This is a genomic window from Streptomyces sp. SLBN-8D4 (genome assembly GCF_049739545.1).
GTDB classification, from domain to species: Bacteria; Actinomycetota; Actinomycetes; order Streptomycetales; family Streptomycetaceae; genus Streptomyces; species Streptomyces canus_C.
Genome location: NZ_JBMGQC010000001.1, coordinates 6019604 through 6035598, shown reverse-complemented (window position 1 = coordinate 6035598; position 15995 = coordinate 6019604). Strand labels below are relative to the sequence as shown.

Sequence of the window (15995 nt, the reverse complement as noted above, 5' to 3'; positions counted from 1 at the left end):
GATCTTAGCTTCGTAGGGCTGCGGCGATGGCGCGTCCGACCGCAGCGGCAAGGGGCGGGGGCATGGCATGGCCGATCTGCCGGTAACGGGACGTCTTCCCCCCGGCGAAGGTCCACTCCTCGGGGATCGATTGGATCTGCGCGGCCTGCTCTACAGTCAGTCTGGGCATCTCGCCTGGGAGGAAATCCACGCCCGGAGGCTCGTCGCCCAGGCTGTTGCCATTCACGCCGAGCGTGGCCCACGCCTTCTTACTGCCCGTGGGGCCCAGGTCGGCGCCGCCTCTCCGGTCGGAGCCGCCGACCAGTGCGGGTGCGATGCGGTCGGCGTTCTTGGCCCACTCCTCCGCCCCAGGCCAGCCCCGCGAGGACATGGACGGGCCGAGCACCTGGCCAACGGTTGGGGCGGTCCCACTGTCCGGTTCGGGCCAGGAGAACCGTGAAAAGTACGGCTCCTTCAGAGCGACAAGGAAGCTGCTCCTGCGGTTCTGCGGCACCCCGAAGTCGGCGGCGTTGAGGATCTTCCACGTCGTACGGTAACCGGCTTCTCCGAGTTGAACTTCCATCCATTCACGATCGACCGCGAACTCCGGACTTTCTGCCAAATCCGGGACGTTCTCCAGAAGCACGGCCTTCGGCTCCACCGAGCAGACCATCTCGACCGCGGCTCGCAGAACTCTGCGCTCTTCAGTGTCCTCGTCGCGCCCGGCGGTCGCCATGGACCTGACCCGTGGAAGGCCGCCGCTGAGGAGGTCGACACCTTTGATGTCCGGGCGCTCGTCGAGGGGGAACTGCACGAGGTCAATGCAAATGGTGTCCCATTCAGGTCTGTTCCGTCCGATCGTGAAACAGGCATCGGCCTTGCTGTCGATAAGCACCACGGGATCAAACCCGGCCCGCTCCAGGCCTAGTGCCTGTGCGCCGCACCCAGCACATACCTCGACGAAACGGAACCGACGGGCGTCGGCCGGTTCCACCAGAATGGGCTGCACAGGTTCAAAGGGCGTCTCCTGCGAGGTGGCGATATGCGCGGTATTGACCGTCACGGCGCTCTGGGGAGCATCCCCCTCAGCGAACGAGGACTCAGGGCGCTGCGCATCGACGGATTCCTGAGCCACCGCCCGCAACTCGTCCTCCAGAGCCCTCTCCTCTATGCCGTCGAAGAGCACGAACGGGGCGAGCCTGAGCAACCTCTTCAGGAAGTCGCGAAGCGTCTCGCGCTCGTTCAGCCCCTGGAGATCGAGGTCCTTCCAAACACGGAGAATCGCGCGAACCATGTGCGGACTGCCGCCGAGCGCGGCACGTCGGGCGTAGATCTGGTCGAACGCCGCCTCCCCGAGGATCTTGAGCGCGCCGTACGGCTCCGGATCGTCGAACGCTCGTACGAGCTGAGCGCGCCACCACAGGCGACCGAAGACATGGCGAGTGAGGTCGGTGCCGAGGACACGGTCCCTCGGCGGCTCGGGATAACGCCAGAACGCCACATCCGGGAGAACGACGAGGGCAAGGAACGCCCAGACGTCCCGAGAGGCAGCCTCGGCGGGCACCACTCCCATCTCGGCGTGCAGCAAAGCGGCGAGTCGAAGGTCGAATTCGGCGTTGCGTGCGCGGTCGGAACTGTCCGGGAAGCCCGCGTTCTTGGCAAGATCGACGACCCCTGCGCGCAGCTCGCGGAGCCGGGCGGCGGAAATCCTGTCTCCGCCGGTGGCCACGTACACGGCCGACGCGTGCGAGAAGCCGACACGACCGGCCAGTTCGGCGATCGGGAGGTGTCGGTACTCCTCGAAGAGTGGTTTGGCCTGTTCCGCGAGCAACCGGGGGTAAAGGAAGCCCATCATGACCCCTCAAAGATCTTGACTGCTGCCTGCAGATCCGAGGCGAACAGAGCAGGCGACTGGCGTTGACGCAGACGAATGTCGGTGATCATCTGATCCGGGAAGAGCCGGTCGAAGAGACTCATCATGGTCGCGCCGAGCGAACCCTCCGGGAAATCGCCGTCCTCGCTGAAGTCGTCGTTGGCCAAGGCGTGCTCAATCATGATGCGTGCGGCGTCCGCGTACACCGCGGAGAGAACGACCCGGTCGATCGGACGTGGCTTGCCTGCGTTCTCGAACGCAGTGGCGGTGACGGTGTTTCGCTCGTTGACGAGCAGAAGCAACGAGCCCATGGTTGCGTTTTCCAGGCCACCGCTGATCTGTAGGTGCCAAGCGGCCTCGTCGGGGAATGACGTCAGCGAGAAATCGATCACCGCCATGGGGAACTGCGGTGCGTCGCCCTGCAGACGCAGTTCCTCCCGGTCGCTCCACAGCACCGAGCCGGCACGACGAGGCGAGGAGGGACGGCCGTCAGGACGGCGTTCGGCCAGGACCAGAGCGGTGTCGAGCGCGAGCAGGCCGCCGAGGTCCGCGCCGCACAGGACGATGTCGAACTCCGCGATGATCGTGCCGTCGTCTGCCAGTCGCGCGTGTTCCGCCGGGCCGCTGAGATTGGATCCGGTGGCCGTCCACACCACGGCGAGAGTCAGCGCCGCATCGGCCGAAAGGCCGGACTCGGAACGCGCCCGATCGAGATCGACGCTGACGGTCCTGCGCAGGTGCAGGTCCATCTGGTAGTCCCAGTCCGGCAGTGCCTCCGGCATCGGGACTTCGCCGTCCTCGGTCACCAACAGCCACGGCTCGGCAGTGACGACGTCCTCGGAGGGAACGCGGTACGGGCGAACGCGGCGGGTCATGACTCCTTCACCGCCTCGACCTTGATGCCGATCTCGGTCATGGTGTCCGGGGCCGGGCGTACGAGCGCACGCCATATGGTCTCGCCACCCTCGATGACACACGCGTCGATGGTGTGCAAACGGCCGTCGCCGTCCTCCCACCCGACCAGGACCGGCATGCTCGCCCCGATCGGCGGATCAGTCTCACGCCCGCCGGTTCCGGGGAGCGTGACGGCAAGGTCGATGCGAACCCTCTGCGGGCCGTCCACGGGCAGGCGGAAGTCCTGGACAAGCAATTCGTCTTCGCCGTGATCTTCGTAGTAAGGCTCCCCCACGTACTGCACCCGCGGTCGCTGTCGTACGGTGCCCGGCTCACCGTTCGCCGGTCCGTACGACGCCCGTTGAGCACTGGAATCGGCTGGACTGCCGGCGGAGTATCCGTCTTCACGGCCGGACGACGCACCCTTCGTGGTGGGGCGACCGCCCGGCCGGCGTGAGCGTTCCTCCTGCTTCGCTGCACGCGTGGAGGTGCTGTCCGGCTTGGAATATGCCGTGGCCCCACCAATGCCCCAGGCCCCGCCCACGAGACCGGAAAAGAATGAACTGGCCGCACCCAACGCAACACTGCTCGCACCGGAGCGGGCAGTCCCGTTCAGGGAGAGCAGGTCGCTCAGCGCCTCGACAATGCGCTGGAACGTCGTCCTCACGAAGGTGCTCTCGGGCCGGTCCAGCGATTGGGGGTGCCAGGCATCGTGAGTGGGCGGCTCGGCCTTCGCGTACACATCGTCCATGGCCTCGTCCGCGCGGAAGACCCCGGCATAGCCCTGGTTCACACTCGGCGGCTTCGGCCCCGGATGATAAGTGACGACGAGTTCCGCGGGCCGCATCAGGCAAACGTGATGCACAAGGTCCTCGATGTCGAGCATGCGCGAGGCGCGCGTGGGCTCCAGGGGCGGCATGATCCGCTTCACCAACCCGAGTCGCCCAAGATGCTGCTTCGGCTTGAGGCACGCCAGCTCTCTGCCGCCCGACCCCGTCATGGTCTCGTACGCGTCGACGAACATGTTCAGCGGACGGGTGTCCCGGGGATCAGGCACACGGTGTTCAAGGCCGTCGCAGGTGACGGTGAAGCGCATGTCCGGGTCCTTGCCGTCCGCGGAGATCATCTTTGGCCAGAGGTGCCAGGCGACAGTCTCGGCCAAGTAGTCGGCTGCTTCGGTCGGTTCGAGTTCGTCCAGGTTGGGGTCGATGACGACGATGGTCGTCCCGGTCTCCTGCGGGCCGAACCCTCGAAGCCCCAACTGTTGGGCCACCGCCTCCGCCGCCGGGCCGACCAGCGGTTCGACGACGTCTCCTGACATGTCGCCCCACCAGTGGCGGCCTGTGTATCGACGCTCCGAATCGCCTTCCTGGGCCACATAGCTCTTCCACAGGGTGCAGCCGATCAGCCGCGTCTCGTAGCCACCCTGGGGCACACGGCATCGGGAGTGGACGAGAACCGTTCCGGATCCCGACAGCAAGTAGAAGATGCCCTTGCCGAACCCGTACGTGCCGCCTCCGAGGGCGGTGTCGCGTGGCTCCCCAATGTTGCGGATGAAGGAGACGAAGTCGCGCTCCGGGCCGACGGCATCGTCGGCGCGCGTGGGACCGCCGAGTCCTCGGGTGCCGCGGTCGGAGACGGCGAGCACTCGGGCGGGACGACGCTTGAGGGTCTCCCGCAACGGGAAATGCTCCGCGCTCATGGGCGCGCCGTCGAGGAGAAGCTCTCGCCAGGCGCCTGCGTGCGCCGGACCGACCGTCCACATGTCGATGCGGAAGTCGACCGGATCGGGCAAGTCCTCGATCCGGGCATCCCAGCTGTTCTGCGCGGACTCGCGCACCAGAATGGTGAGCAGATCGAGCTCCGGCCGTCCGAGCTGGTTGCGGATGCCTTCGGCGGCGCTGGCGCCTTCCGGCGGATAGGGCTGGGAGAACCAACGAGGCTCGGTCACATGGGCTCCTGGACCAGGTTCTCGATCATCTGGGACACCTGCTCGGGCTCCATCGGTGCGGGAACCTCACCGGACAGGTCGATGGTGTACTCGACGTCCAGTACGGACACCGGCACGCCGGCCGTGGTGAGCGCTTCGCCGGTCAGTCCCGGAAAGTCCGCGTCGACTCGGTACCACCGCTCTTCACCTATCGCGAAACGCACGTCCGCATAGAGGTCGGCGTCGGCGAGCCGGTAACCGGCCTTCGCGAGAAGTTCGAGAAGGGCTCCTTCGTCGTCGCACAACCGAAGGGCTTCGTCCACCGACTCCACGAACCGCGTGCCCACTCCACTCGTCGTAGTGCGGTGCAACCGGAACCAGGCCAGGCAGAGCGTTCCACCGTCGGGCGCTTCTAGTTGGTCGAGCCCGTGGATCCGCGGTCTCCGGCCCTCGCTGCTCGAACTCGCCTTCACCTCGACGGCGTTGAACCCAGCCGAGAAGTCGTGGCGGTACCTCTCGGGCCCGTGCCAGATCCGATGCGCACTCGGATCCTTTGCCAGGAGACGGTTCAGCACGGTCAACTCGCCGAACAGTCCGGCAAGTTCCTCCGGCCCCAACGGCGGCCCCTGCGTCCGGAAGAGCGACTTCCAGCGGTCGAGCACCCGGTACAACGCCTTGACGGGATTGTCCGGCAACTCGACGGTCTCCTCCAACACGTCCACGCAGAGCTCGGTGAACAGGTCGTTGAGATCGTCGCGCAGGCAGCCCAGATCCGCGTAGGTCTGGTAGCTCTCCGCATCCTCCAAGGGACGCTTGCGCAGCCGGAGCACCGGCCCGTCCAGACCGGTGCGAACCTTTATGTGCGTGTGGATCGGCACCAGGAGATGACGGTGCCCATCGTGGTCGACGGCCACCGCCAGCGGGCCGTTGCCGGTGTCAACGGACAGTTCCGCCACCCGCAGTCGACGCTCCCCCGTGGTCTGTTCGGCTTCCAGCGCGGCCCAGTGCTGCTCCACGAGGCCACGGAACTCGTCCTGGTTCATGCGTCCTCACCGTCGACGAGGCTGTAGTCCTCCTCCTCGATCTCGATGTTCACATTGGACAAGTCCGCTGAGATGTAACTCTTCACGGTGCTGTCGGCGTTCTGCGGCTTGGGGAAGACCAGGCCGACGCCGATCACGTGCTCCTCGGCGTCAAGCGGCGCACGAAGCGTCTTCGACGGACTCGGCCGAGACAGCTTGTCGATGGGGTACAGAACCAGCAGACCGGTGTCGGGGAGCTGCTTTCGCCGCTCCTCCGCAATCTCCTTCTCGGTGAGCTTCCCGATGTCCCCTGTGAGGTCGACCGCCGCGTCCCTGCGGCTCATCAGGGTCTTGATGTCCGCGAAGTCCGGGTCGGGGTTTTCCAGGGCAAGACGGGCACGAGTGTTCCGCCCGACGGTCACATGGCGCGCGAAGGTGAAGTCCTCGCCCTTCCCTGCAGGGTTGCCCACAATGGCGACATTCCAACGGCGCAGAGAGCCCGCGGTGACCCGTTTCCGGATGTAGTTGCCGATCAGCTTGGCGTCGTTCTCCGGGGACTTCTTGTGGAACTTGTAGTTCGACAGGAAGTCGAGCACGAAGTCGTGCGGCACGTCTCGGAACACGAACCGTCCATCCGCCGCCCGCTGCTCCACACGGCGTGCGTTCGAGGCCGCGGCGTCGACCAAAGTGCGTGCGGCGGCGATATTCCCTCGCAGCCACTCGGCGTTCGTGTGGAAGTAGTGGGTCTGGACCCGCTGACCGCCGTACGAGGAAGCTGCCACGACGGCATCGCGCATCTTGGCTGCCGCCGTCACACGCAGCGAGGGATGCGTGCGCAGACGCACGGCGAAGGTCTGCGGGTTCTCGTCCTCGGTCATGTAGATGTCGATGTCGCGGCGCATCTCGGTCTCGACCGTGGCCAGATGCCGAAACCACTCCGCGAGCTCGTCGGTCATCCAAGTCCTCGGCAGGTCCGCGTACCCGTTGCGGAAACCGAACCAGCGCCCCATCTGGAGCAAGGTGTCGTACGCCGAGACGGAGCGGACGAAGTAGCTGACGGACAGTCCTTCAAGGGTGAGTCCCCGCGAAAGGGTGTTGCCGCCCACCGCAATCGCGACGACGGGGCCGTTCTCGTAGTCGAGACGGTCCTCACTGCTGGAGTTGTCCATGATGATGCGACAACTGTCGAGCACCCCGGAAAGCTGCGGCAACAATTCCTCGAACGGCACCTTCGTCTCGCCGAAGTCCTGCGCCGGGACGCGCGCGGTCTCCATGTCCCACAAGGCACGCAGCCCCGAGAGATAGTCGGGGCTCGCCAACGACTGCGCGGCGCGCTTCCGCAGAAACTCCAGGGGCCTCCTGAAGCTGTTGTGGACCGCTGTGTTGACACTGGTATGGATCAGCATCGTGTTGTGCGGATTGCCGGTGCCGCGCACGAGCCGGGCCGCGGTGACCAGCCAGAAGTACTCTATGGCGCGTCGCAGGGTGTCGGTGATGTGCGGCTCGAAGCCCTCGACGTCAGCCCTGGTCTTGGGGCGCACAGCGGGAACGTCGTCCTTCGGCACCGAGCGGATCATGTCGTACCCGTCGTCGACGTGCTCCGGGTCCTCACCGTCAAGGGCGTACCGGCCGAAAAGAACTTCGGTGCCGAAGTGCCCAGCAGGCTGGGGCAGGTTGACGACGAAGTCCTTGGGATACAGGTCCTCGGCACTGGGGTCGATCAGCAGGTTCGCGAACGGGGACGCCGTGTAACCGACGTAGGCCGACTTGGGCAGGTGACTCATGATGCTCAGGATCAGCGGATTGATCGACGCGGTCGCCACGGTGGCCTGGTCGGCCTCGTCGTCGATGATCAGCGCAGGACAGTCCTCGAGGTAGGTCGATGCCTTCTCGAGCCACTTGGCGAGCTTGCGCAGGACCGTCGCGTTCTTCTTCACCACGCACAGCACGTGGGTCTTGTTGCTCTTGCCGAAATACGAGGCCGGGTTCTCCTGCGGAGTGAAGTCCGTCTCCAGCCCGGTCAACTGCGACCACATCGAGGGGTTCGGCTCCACGAGCTGTTGCACGAGCCGGGCCTGGGTTTGCCGGCGCAGTCCGTTGTGGATGCCGGCCAGAACGATGAAGAGCTTGTAGCCGCGGTCAGCGGCCTTCGCCATGACGGTTGTGAAGTTGGTGGTCTTGCCGGACTGCACGTAGCCGACCACGAGTCCCCGCGTGGAGAACGACTTCTCCTTCGGGTGGTTCAACAGGGAGACGACACGCGTCGAGGATTCGTCGAGGCTCTTGATCGCGGGGTCCTGGGGCCAGCCGTCCTTGTGCAGCAGGTCGGCGATCGCCGGCCAGCACTTGTCCTTGGCCTGCGGTCCTGTGTACCAGGTGTCGCGGTTGCCCAGGATCACCGCATGCGGTTCCTCGAGCTCCTTGATGCGGATCGTCTGTTGTTCGTGCCGCTCGCGGATCTGCTCCACGATCTCCGCAGTGATGCCGAACTGCTCCAGCCGCTTGACCGCCTCCGCCGGAGGAAACGAGTCGAGCAGAGCCTTGAACGTGTCGTACATTCCGTCGAGTTCATCGGTCATGGGAGTCGACCGTTCCCCGTTTCTGTTCGCTGGAGCCAACCGGACTGCGAGGTGCTGTGCCTCGTCGATCAGCCCTTCCGCGACACAGACACCTTGAAATGCGCCGGGACACGCCCCCGTGCACACAACATCTACACGATATTCTGCAGGGCGCGTCCTGATACACAGAATCGTGGCCCCGATCCCGTGCGGAGACCCGGAGTTTCACGAAGCCCACGCGGAGACGGCGATTCGCGCCAACCAGTACCGGCGTGCCGCAGACGCAGGCACCCGGGGTCAGGAGTCGTCCGAGGCCGATCTGCGAGACCGCACCGCGGCCTCGATCAGGTGCGCGACATCATCGGCCGACTCATGCTCCCAGAACCTCAGTACTGTCCAACCGGCAGCAATCAGATGGTCGGTCGTCTCACGGTCGCGCGCAATGTTCCGGTCGAGCTTCGAGCGCCACCATTCGGCGTTGGCCCGAGGATGCGTTGCGTGCTCCGGGCAGCCATGCCAGTAGCAACCGTCGAGAAACACCGCAATCCTCAATTTACTGAAGGCGATATCCATGCTCCGCCGCGGCATGCCGGGGACGGGATAGTGCACTCGGTACCGCAGTCCCTCGGCATGCAGCAGTCGCCGTACGGTCAGTTCCGGCTGAGTGTTACGAGACGCCTGCCGACTCATACGCGCTGAAACGGTTGGGGACGATGCCGTCGGGTACATGGGACCAGTCTCCCGCGCGCACGCCTCCGCGCAAGCCCCTGCCTCATGTTCTCCAGGAGCACCAGAGGGCACGGCGCCGGAGTGCGTCGTCTTCGACGGGCTGGAGCGGATCAGGATGGCGGCCGTCGCCGGCGCCCGCTCGTTGAGGCCCTTGTCATGCCGTCCATGCCGGACTCAAGAAGTGCCTCCTTGCAACCGTGATGGCGGGACCCGTCAGGCTGCCTCCCCTCCTGCCTCGTAGTGGACCTGAGCACGGTCGAGCATGTCGTCCGGATCTTGGCCGCGGGCGGCGGTCCAGTGGAGGAGATCAGCGATCAGCTCGATCGCTGACTCCTCCAGGACCGCCTCCCACCTCCTGCCCCGCGAGCCAATAGCACTGGTACACCCTTGATACTTCTCAAGCGCCTCCACGGCACGCTCGATGCGTCTGCACGCACGACCCGAGGTGATCGCGACCTCACACCAGACCGCCTTGCCCGCAGCCGTCAGGACAGTTCCCCAGTCCACAGCCAGCGCCGCCAGCAGGTGCAGCCCTCGGCCACACTCCTCGTCACAGTCCGCCGACTTGGGTGTCGGCATCACCTGACTCTTGTCGTGGACCTCAAGCCTCAGCCGCTCTCCCCTCCATTCAAGGACCAGCGTCGCCGATACCCCTTCGCCGACATGTTTGAAGACGTTCGTCGCCAGCTCCGTGACCAGCAGCTCCGTCTCGTCCGTCGCTGTGGATACACCCCACTGGCTCAGCTGCCTGGCCGCGGCCTTCCGGAGAAGGCGCACCTCTGCCGGCACCGCCTCGAAAGGCAGGACACAGCGGAGTCGGGGCTCGGACATCTCATAGCCGGGCATGGCTACTCCTCCCTCCCAAGCCACACAGATGCTGCGCCTGCCGTGTTCACACGACTGCACTGTGTAGCGGTCTGTGAGTGAGCATGGCATAGAGAAGTCTCACTGTGTAACTTCTCACGAGAATCCATCGAGTGAATCTGATGGTGGGTCCGGCCCCTCCCTGCCTAGCCTGATGAGGATCTCCGGGCCTGACGACCCGGTACTTGGCGGAGGAGCCGCATGCCCGAACGGACCACGACCCGGCGTCGTCAACTAGGCGCAATGATGCGCAAGTTGCGAGGCAGCAAGGGACTGACACTTGAGGAGGCCGGAAAACTCGTCGGGGTCTCCAAGGCGACGGTGAGCAGGTACGAAACCCAGGCCGGGCCGGTCAAGTGGCTAGTCGTCGACGCGCTTTGCCGCGAGTACGGAGCAACCGACGCCGAGCGTACGGCGATTGTCAGGCTCGCCAAGGACGCGAAGCAGCAAGGCTGGTGGAGCTCCTTCGCCGACTCCATCCCGGAGAGCATGAACCTGCTGCTCACCCTGGAAGACGAAGCCGTGCACGAGAGTCACTTCGCGTGCGTGTACGTCCCCGGCCTTCTCCAGACCCGCGCCTACAGCACCGCCCTGCAGAAGGCCAACGAAGTACCTTTGGAGGCAGCGGAGATCGAGCGGCTGGTCGACATCCGCATGAAGCGGCAGGACATCCTCTCCCGTCCGAAGCCGCCCCGCTTGTGGGCCATCCTCGACGAGTCCGTGATCCGCCGTCTCGTCGGGTCGCCGGCAACCATGCGGGAACAGCTGGACCGGCTGCTCGAAGCGAACGAGTCACCTCACATCACGCTCCAGGTCCTGCCCTTCTCCAAGGGAGCCCATGCCGCGGCGCTGGGAAGCTTCGTCGTCGTCGGTGGTGCCGAACCAGGCCTGGACGTCGTATACGTCGACTTCCACACGGGCTCCCTCTTCCTGGAGAAGGACGAGGAACTGGATCGATACAGACTTGCGTTCGAGTACCTCCGCGCACAAGCGTTGGACATGGAGGCCTCCTCCGCCATGATCCGTCGCGCCCGCAAGGAGCTGTGAATGTCTGTCGACCCTCAGACCGTCTTCGAGCCTGCCTGGTTCAAGTCGTCGTACAGCGGCGGAAATGCAACCGAGTGCCTGGAAGCCGCGGCCGTCCCGTTCGGTGTACTCATACGGGACTCGAAGCGCCCCGAGCATCGGCACCTCACCGTGTCAGCGCCATCCTGGGCTGAGTTCCTGGCAAGCCTCGACTTGCCGCATTGAACGGTCGACTCCGAACCAACCCGGGAGCGCACCGCGTGACCACCGTGACCGGCATCGACCCCCGAGGTATGCACCACTGCGAAACCACCACCCTCGGCGTACTCCTCCGCCACCAAGGCATCGACCTCTCCGAACCCATGCTCTTCGGCCTGGGCCGCGGGCTGTCCTTCATCTACTGGGACAGCAAGAGCATGGGTTTCCCCTTCCTCGGGGGGCGGGTCAAGCCGTTCGAGTTGACCAGGAATCTGGCCGACACGCTCGGGTTGGAGCTCGTGGTTCGGGAGACCGGCTCGGCGCGCAAGGGGTGGGCGAACGTGGTGGAGGCCATTGATGGCGGTCGGCCCGTGGGGTTGCAGCTCGACAGCTATCACCTGGACTACTTCGGGGCGAAGGTGCACTTCGGTGGGCATGTCGTCGCGATGTACGGCTACGACGACCGGCTCGCTCACCTCGTGGACACCGAGCAGCAGGGCGGAGCGGTGTCGACCGGGCTGGAGAGTCTCGCGCGGGCCAGGGCCGCGCGGGGGCCGATGACCGCCAGGCACCGGTCGTTCACCCTCACCGCTCCCCAGGACCTGCCCCCTCCCCGTCAGAGCGTCGTTTCCGCCATCACCGGCTGCGCCCACACCTTCCTCAACCCGCCCATCGCCAACCTGGGTCACCGTGGCATCGAGAAGAGCGGCAAGCTCGTACGCACCTGGCTGCGGCGGAGCGACGATCCTCAGAAGGATCTGCCGCAGGCCGCCCTGCTGATGGAGAAGGCCGGTACGGGCGGTGCTCTGTTCCGCAACCTCTACCGTGACTTCCTCTCGGAGTCCGGCGAGTTCGTCGACAGTGATCATCTGCGCACCGGGCAGCGGCTGTACGCCGAGGCCGCCGCCCTGTGGACCGAGGTCGCCGCACTGATCACCGGGGCCGGTGAGTCGGGGGACGAACAGCTCCTCGTGCAGGCGGGCACCGCCCTCCTCGAACTGTCACGCATCGAGCGCGAGGCCATGGAGGCGCTGAGCCGCCTGGAGAGCTGAACCGAGAGGAGTTCGCCCGGCAGCATCCTGTCCTCGACGTCCGCTGCGGGGATACTGCCTCTCAAGCACCGACCCGGAAGGCGACGACACCATGCTCATCCTCTTTGGCACCAAGGGATACCTGTACCAGCTCGCGATACTCACCCTGGTGTGCGGGCGGTGCGGGAACCCGGCCGCGCACACCCTGCGCAAGCGCGTCACGAAGTTCACCCTGTTCTTCGTGCCGCTGTTCCCGATCTCCACCAAGTACGCGACGCAGTGCACCTTCTGCGGTGCGGAGAACAAGCTGAGCGCGCAGGAGGCGGAGCAGTTGGAGGCGCAGGCCGCCGCCGGTGGCGGGCAGAGCGGTCAGGTGTACGGCGGTCAGGCCCCGCAGCAGCCGCACCAGCACTGAGGTCTCAGCCGGACTTGCGGGCCACCCCGCCGTAGAAGCCTCAGGCGGCCCCGATCGCCTGACCGGCGGGGCTCACGTCGGCTGTCTCTTCGCCGGGTTCAACTCCGTGTCCGCGTCCGTGTCCATGTCCGCGTCCGTGTCCGGGTGCGCAGTCGTCGCCGGTGGTGGGCGGAGGTTCCGGCGACTCCGGCTCGGTCGGGGGTTCCGAGTACGTCGGTGGGTCCGGCGTCTCCTCGACCGGCGGCGGATCAGCGGGCGTCGGGGTGCCGGGCTCCGGTACGGGCGTCTCGTCCCCCGGCGCGCCGGGCTTCGGCTTCCTAGGCTTGGGCTTGGGCTTGGGCTGCTGTTTCTTCGGCGGAACCGGCGTCGGCTTCACGGGCGGCTGCGGCGACTGCGGCGACTGCGGCGGCTCAACCCCCGGTGAGGGCTCCGCAGGGCTGGGCCCGGGGTTCGGCACCTCCGGCGTTCTCCGCGCAGGCTGCTCCGGCTCCGGCGTCCCGGGACCGCCAATGGCACTCCCACCTTCAGAACCACCCGAACCGTACCCGGCGTCCCCGGAGACGACCGCCCCCGCGGACGGCCCAGCAGCCGGATCCCGCACCACCGGACCCTGCGTCACCGGCTCCTGCGCCACCGGCTCCTGCGCCACCGGCCCCCGCCCCGGCGAAGTCACCGTCGCCGGGGACCCGTTCAGGCCGAGGGTCAGTACGACCGCGACGGCAGCCGCGACCGCCGTACCGGAGGCGAGGGCGGCCTTGGTCCTCGGGCCCGCAGCACGGGCCGTACGAAGAAGACCCGGCCCGGTCACGGAAGCAGAACCACCGGCCCCCGCCGAACCCGCCATCAGCGACGCCAGGAACTTCCCCGTGCCGCCACCCACCACGAAGACCAGCAGCGCGGGGCCGACGAGCGCGGGCAGCCGGTTGTTGGCGCGGATCAGGACGGCGAGGCGTCCGCGGCACCCGTCACAGGTGTCGACGTGGGCGAGGAGGCGCTCGGACTGGCGCGGGGTCGCGTTGCCGCGGACGTAGGCCGGCATCCGGACCCAGTGGACCTCGCACGCGGGATCGTCGGGGGCCTCGGTCTGCGAGCGCAGGAACGCCTGGCGCATGCCTTCGCGGGCGCGGTGCAGCAGTACGGCCGTGGCGCCCTGCTTGGCGCCGATCTGCCGGCCGACCGTCTCCAGCGGCTGACCCTCGGCGTCGGCGAGCCACAGGGCCCGCACCCAGCGTTCGGGGAGTTCGCCGAGGACACGCACCAACAGGTCGGTGGCGGAGACCTGTTCGGCCGGGTCCGCCGCATGTCCGGCCGACGCCTGCTCAGGGACCTGCGGGACCTGCGGGTCGCGCGGGGTCTCGTGCCTGGCGCTCGCGACGGAGGACGCGAGGTGCCGGACGGTCGTCATGAGGTACGCCGGGACGTTGTCGATCTCGTGCCCCGCGGACAGTCGCCGCCACACCCGGAAGTGCGCCTCCGCGACGAGGTCTTCGGCCGCCCAGGTGTTACGGGTGAGCGAGCGGGCATACGCGACGAGGCGCGGCTGCTCCTGCTCGTAGATCCGCACGTACGCGGCGGTCACGGCGGTCTCGGCGGTCGTGGAGGGGGACGTCCGGGCGGGCACTCGGGCCGGTCGGTCGGTCATGCAGGAACGCTCCAGTTCCCGGCGGTCGGGGCGCGGAAGGGTTTGTCAGCGTAGATGACAAAACTTTCAACGATTCAGTTCCGGCCGTGATTCAGATCACACGAACGAACTCCGGCCCCGCGTAATCGATCGGTACTTCTGGGGCTCGACAAGGCAATTGACCCTCACGCCCTCACACCCTCACCGCACATCCGAGACGGAGACCGCCGCTCATGCGCCCCACCACCCTGAGACAGACCGTCCGCGCCCGCCTGATCACCCCCGGCCACCCGGAACTCCCGGTGCGCCCCACGCTGCGCTACAGCTCCGCCGAGCCGTTCGCCGTGCACATCGACTTCCCCGCACAGGTCTCGGCCGACGGCGAGGGCCTGACGTGGATGTTCGGACGGGCGCTGCTGGAGGAGGGACTCGGGACACCGGCCGGGGAGGGGGACGTACGCATACGGCCGTACGGATGGGCCCGGACCGTCATCGAGTTCCGCTCACCGCTGGGCCTCGCCGTGATCCGCTTCGGTACGGCCGGCCTCCGCCGCTTCCTGCTGCGCTCCTACGACGTCGTCGGACCCGGCGCCGAGGACCTGGGCCCGGACCTCGACCACGGCCTCGCGTCACTGCTCGACGAGGTGTGAGACACCCTCACAGGCCCCGGGCGAAGGCGGCGAGTTCGGCGAAGTCCGCTTCGCGCAGGCCGAGTCGGGGGTCGACCCGGTGCAGCAGGGCCGGGCCGTCGTGGTGTGCGGCCACGAACCGCCGGTCCTTGTCGTCGAGTTCGTCGTCGAGCCAGGCGAAGGGGCGGCCGCAGGCGTGGGTGACGAGGTGGCGGGTCTTCCAGAAGGTGCCGTTCGGGCCGGGGGTGAGGGTCGTGGGCCAGTCCACGACGGGGAGGGCCGGGAGGCCGAGGACGGGGGCGATGAAGGTGTTCGCCTCCTGGCGCCACGTGGTCGCCCAGACGAGGTCGTAGCGGTCCGCCAGGGCCAGCAGCGCGGGTCCGTGGTCGGGGTTGAGCCAGACCCGCAGCGGTTTGACGGCGGACGGGGGCAGGCCCGGGTACTGGGCGACCCAGCCGTCGGGCTTCATGCGGTGGGTGGTGTAGCCCTCGGGCCGACGCTCGGGCTGGGCGGCGTACGGGTTGAGGGGCCCGTCGACGTCGAGGTAGAGCAGGGCGCGGCCCGTGCCGCCGCCACCGCCGCCGCTCACGATTCCTCGCGTCGGCGTTGTTCCCGTTCCGTCCGTTCCGTCCGAGTGAGTGCGTACTTCACCTTGCCGCCTTCTCCCCTCGGTTGCCTGCCTGAGGGAAGACTCGCCCGAACCGTGCCCTTCGCGCCAGCCGTTTCCACGTCCCGTCTGTGACATCCCTGTTGCCGGAAGTGTGGGCTCCGCCACAGCCGTACGCCTCCCCTCCTGCTGAACTCTGCGGACGCGGAAACGAGCAGTGAGGGGGCCGGGATGTCGTCGTTGATTCCGAGTCTGCGCGGTACCGCCACGCTTGCGGGCGCCGGGGCGCTCGCCGTCTACGTGTGGGGGCTGCTGCATCTCGTCGGCGCGGTCCTGGAGGCCGAGGACGGCGGCACGGGCTCCGCGCCGCTGCCCCCGTGCCGTGGGAACGAGCAGGCCGCCCAGGTCATCGACTACTCGGTCGGCTACCTCCCTCTCTCCTTCGACTGCGAGACGACGGGCGGCGGCAGCTACAGCGCCGAGGCGGTCCCCGCGTACGTCAATCCGGCCGCCGTGGGCCTCGCCCTCGCCTCCGTCGGCTGTGCCGTCTCCTCCGCCTACGTGTCGGAACTGCGGCTGCGCGCGGAGGCGCGCGAGGGCGGGGCCGGGTGAGCGGGCG

Annotated in this window: 15 protein-coding genes; 6 read left to right on the top strand and 9 right to left on the bottom strand. The window is 67.2% G+C overall.

Annotated features, from left to right (window positions below):
* Positions 1–4: 4 nt before the first annotated feature.
* The 7 genes from RKD20_RS27455 to RKD20_RS27425 form a co-directional block, all read right to left on the bottom strand.
* Entirely contained in the window at positions 5–1834 is a 1830-nt protein-coding gene (locus RKD20_RS27455; RefSeq protein WP_424880028.1) for a DUF6339 family protein, read from the bottom strand.
* On the bottom strand, positions 1831–2727 hold the full coding sequence (locus RKD20_RS27450) for a hypothetical protein (protein WP_424880027.1): 897 nt from the start codon (positions 2725–2727) through the stop codon (positions 1831–1833). Before RKD20_RS27450 ends, RKD20_RS27455 begins: the two co-directional genes overlap by 4 nt.
* Positions 2724–4697: a hypothetical protein gene (locus RKD20_RS27445; protein ID WP_424880026.1), complete on the bottom strand. Its 1974-nt coding sequence runs from the start codon at positions 4695–4697 to the stop codon at positions 2724–2726. Before RKD20_RS27445 ends, RKD20_RS27450 begins: the two co-directional genes overlap by 4 nt.
* The gene (locus RKD20_RS27440; RefSeq protein ID WP_424880025.1) at positions 4694–5719 is read right to left on the bottom strand and encodes a PD-(D/E)XK motif protein; all 1026 of its coding nucleotides are present in this window, start codon (positions 5717–5719) and stop codon (positions 4694–4696) included. Before RKD20_RS27440 ends, RKD20_RS27445 begins: the two co-directional genes overlap by 4 nt.
* Positions 5716–8277, bottom strand: coding sequence for a Z1 domain-containing protein (locus RKD20_RS27435; RefSeq protein WP_424880024.1), 2562 nt, complete (start codon positions 8275–8277; stop codon positions 5716–5718). The genes RKD20_RS27440 and RKD20_RS27435 overlap by 4 nt, the downstream gene beginning before the upstream one ends.
* Before the next feature lie 276 nt (positions 8278–8553).
* Positions 8554–8946 (bottom strand): very short patch repair endonuclease, encoded by a 393-nt coding sequence (locus RKD20_RS27430; protein WP_424883335.1) that lies wholly within the window; start codon positions 8944–8946, stop codon positions 8554–8556.
* 252 nt (positions 8947–9198) lie between these two features.
* The gene (locus RKD20_RS27425; protein WP_424880023.1) at positions 9199–9831 is read right to left on the bottom strand and encodes an ATP-binding protein; all 633 of its coding nucleotides are present in this window, start codon (positions 9829–9831) and stop codon (positions 9199–9201) included.
* A gap of 219 nt (positions 9832–10050) precedes the next feature.
* Between RKD20_RS27425 and RKD20_RS27420 the strand changes: the two genes are divergently transcribed.
* The 4 genes from RKD20_RS27420 to RKD20_RS27405 all read left to right on the top strand — a co-directional run bounded on the left by RKD20_RS27420 (position 10051) and on the right by RKD20_RS27405 (position 12519).
* Positions 10051–10896: a helix-turn-helix domain-containing protein gene (locus RKD20_RS27420; protein WP_424880022.1), complete on the top strand. Its 846-nt coding sequence runs from the start codon at positions 10051–10053 to the stop codon at positions 10894–10896.
* Positions 10897–11100 (top strand): DUF397 domain-containing protein, encoded by a 204-nt coding sequence (locus RKD20_RS27415; protein WP_424880021.1) that lies wholly within the window; start codon positions 10897–10899, stop codon positions 11098–11100.
* A 35-nt stretch (positions 11101–11135) separates the two neighbouring features.
* A complete protein-coding gene (locus RKD20_RS27410; RefSeq protein WP_424880020.1) occupies positions 11136–12125 on the top strand; it encodes a BtrH N-terminal domain-containing protein in 990 nt (329 codons plus the stop codon).
* 91 nt (positions 12126–12216) lie between these two features.
* Positions 12217–12519: a zinc-ribbon domain-containing protein gene (locus RKD20_RS27405; protein WP_424880019.1), complete on the top strand. Its 303-nt coding sequence runs from the start codon at positions 12217–12219 to the stop codon at positions 12517–12519.
* Between the two features lie 40 nt (positions 12520–12559).
* Here the strand turns inward: RKD20_RS27405 and RKD20_RS27400 are convergent, their stop codons facing one another.
* A complete protein-coding gene (locus RKD20_RS27400) occupies positions 12560–14161 on the bottom strand; it encodes a sigma-70 family RNA polymerase sigma factor (RefSeq protein ID WP_424880018.1) in 1602 nt (533 codons plus the stop codon).
* A gap of 212 nt (positions 14162–14373) precedes the next feature.
* On the opposite strand from RKD20_RS27400, the gene RKD20_RS27395 reads away from it, so the two are divergent.
* Positions 14374–14790, top strand: a complete 417-nt coding sequence (locus tag RKD20_RS27395) for an SsgA family sporulation/cell division regulator (RefSeq protein WP_424880017.1) — start codon at positions 14374–14376, stop codon at positions 14788–14790.
* A gap of 7 nt (positions 14791–14797) precedes the next feature.
* On the opposite strand, the gene RKD20_RS27390 is transcribed toward RKD20_RS27395, so the two are convergent.
* Positions 14798–15358 (bottom strand): HAD domain-containing protein, encoded by a 561-nt coding sequence (locus RKD20_RS27390; RefSeq protein WP_424880016.1) that lies wholly within the window; start codon positions 15356–15358, stop codon positions 14798–14800.
* 249 nt (positions 15359–15607) lie between these two features.
* Here RKD20_RS27390 and RKD20_RS27385 point away from each other — a divergent pair, with 249 nt between their 5' ends.
* Positions 15608–15988 carry a hypothetical protein gene (locus tag RKD20_RS27385; protein WP_424880015.1) on the top strand — a complete coding sequence of 127 codons (381 nt, stop codon included), beginning with the start codon at positions 15608–15610 and terminating at the stop codon, positions 15986–15988.
* Positions 15989–15995: the final 7 nt, after the last annotated feature.